This window comes from Streptomyces sp. WELS2 (assembly GCF_013870595.1).
GTDB lineage: Bacteria > Actinomycetota > Actinomycetes > Streptomycetales > Streptomycetaceae > Streptomyces.
In genome coordinates, this window is the sequence record NZ_JACBWZ010001206.1 from 1 (window position 1) to 1,467 (window position 1,467).

Sequence of the window (1,467 nt, forward strand, 5' to 3'; positions counted from 1 at the left end):
TGAGCAGCACGAACCGGCCGGTGCCCAGGGCGCCGTCGAGCCGTCCGCCGGTCAGCCGGCCGCGGAAGAACCGGCCCACGAGGTGGTGGTCGCCCCGCTTGCGCCCGTAGGTGATACCGGTACCGGAGACGGCCAGGCCCTCCCGGCGGCCGAGCGCCTGGCCGAGCGGGCCGAGGTGTCCGGCGAACCAGACCATCGCCTGCTGGGCGAGCCGGGTGCGTCCGCTCTGCCGGATGGCCGCGCGGACCAGGGAGCCCGACGTGCGCAGCACCTCCTCGCCGACCGGGTGCGTCTCCGCCTCGTAGGTGGCGAGCAGGGCGTCGTCGCCGTGGCCGCGCACCGCCGCCGCCAGCTTCCAGGCGAGGTTCATCGCGTCCTGGAGGCCGGTGTTCATGCCCATGCCGCCGGCCGGCGAGTGGACGTGCGCGGCGTCGCCGGCCAGGAAGAAGCGGCCCTCGCGGTACCGGGTGGCCTGACGCTCGTCGCTGTGGAAGCGCGAGACCCAGCGCGGCTCGTACATGCCGAAGTCGCGGCCCAGGATGGCCCGGCACAGCCGGCGCAGCTCCTCGAAGTCCACGGACTCGTCCGCCGAGCTGTCGGTGTGCCGGTTCCAGGCGAGCACGCGGTAGTAGCCGTCGCCGAAGGGGGCGATGAAGGCGAACCCGTGCTCGTTGGCGTCCACGGTGAGCAGGTCGGCGGGCGCCTCCTTCATCAGCACGTCGGCGAGGATCACCGAGCGCAGCACGGAGTCGCCGGGGAAGGGGATGCCCAGCAACCGCCGTACGGTGCTGCGCACCCCGTCGGTGCCGACCGCGTAGGCCGCACGGTGCGTCTCCCGGGTGCCGTCGGCGGTGATGGCGTCCAGCTCGACCCCGTGCGCGTCCTGGCGCAGCCCGGTCACCTCGGTGTCGTGGCGGAACTCCACCCCGAGGGAGACGGCCCGCCGCTCCAGCACTTGTTCCACGTGAAACTGCGGCGTGATCAGCACGTACGGGTAGCGGGTGCGCAGGTGCGCGAAGTGGATGTCCAGCTCGCCGAAGAGCGGCAGGGTGGGCAGCTTGGTGCCGGTGGCGATGACGTCCTCGGCGACGCCGCGCGCCTGGAGCTGCTCCAGGGTGCGCGCGTGCACGGTGAACGAGCGGGTCAGGTTGCTCAGTTTCCGGCCGCGCTTCTCCAGGACCGTGACCCGGGTCCCGGCGGCGGCGAGGTCTCCGGCCAGCAGCAGGCCGGTCGGGCCGGCCCCGACGACCAGGACCTCGGGATCGGTCGCCGTGCGGGGACCCGCCGGGAACTGCGGTGCGGACTTCGACATGTCGGTCACTCCCTCGAACTCAAGACACCGGTGCGCCGAACCAGCGGCGCAGGGCCGTCTCCGGCCGCTGCGCGCCGGAGTCGGTCCAGACCACGTGGCCGTCGGGGCGCACCAGGACAGCACGCGCCCCCGAGAGAGCGGAAGGGCCGTCGGCC

At 73.6% G+C, this 1,467-nt stretch carries 2 protein-coding genes; both read right to left on the minus strand.

The features are described 5' to 3' along the window. A partial coding sequence (locus H5J33_RS35050) for an FAD-dependent monooxygenase (protein ID WP_181798688.1) occupies nucleotides 1–1,312 on the minus strand: 1,312 nt, incomplete at its 3' end. Between the two features lie 19 nt (nucleotides 1,313–1,331). Then, nucleotides 1,332–1,467, minus strand: a 136-nt coding sequence (locus H5J33_RS38815; protein ID WP_399553004.1) for a hypothetical protein, incomplete at its 5' end; no start/stop codon positions are given.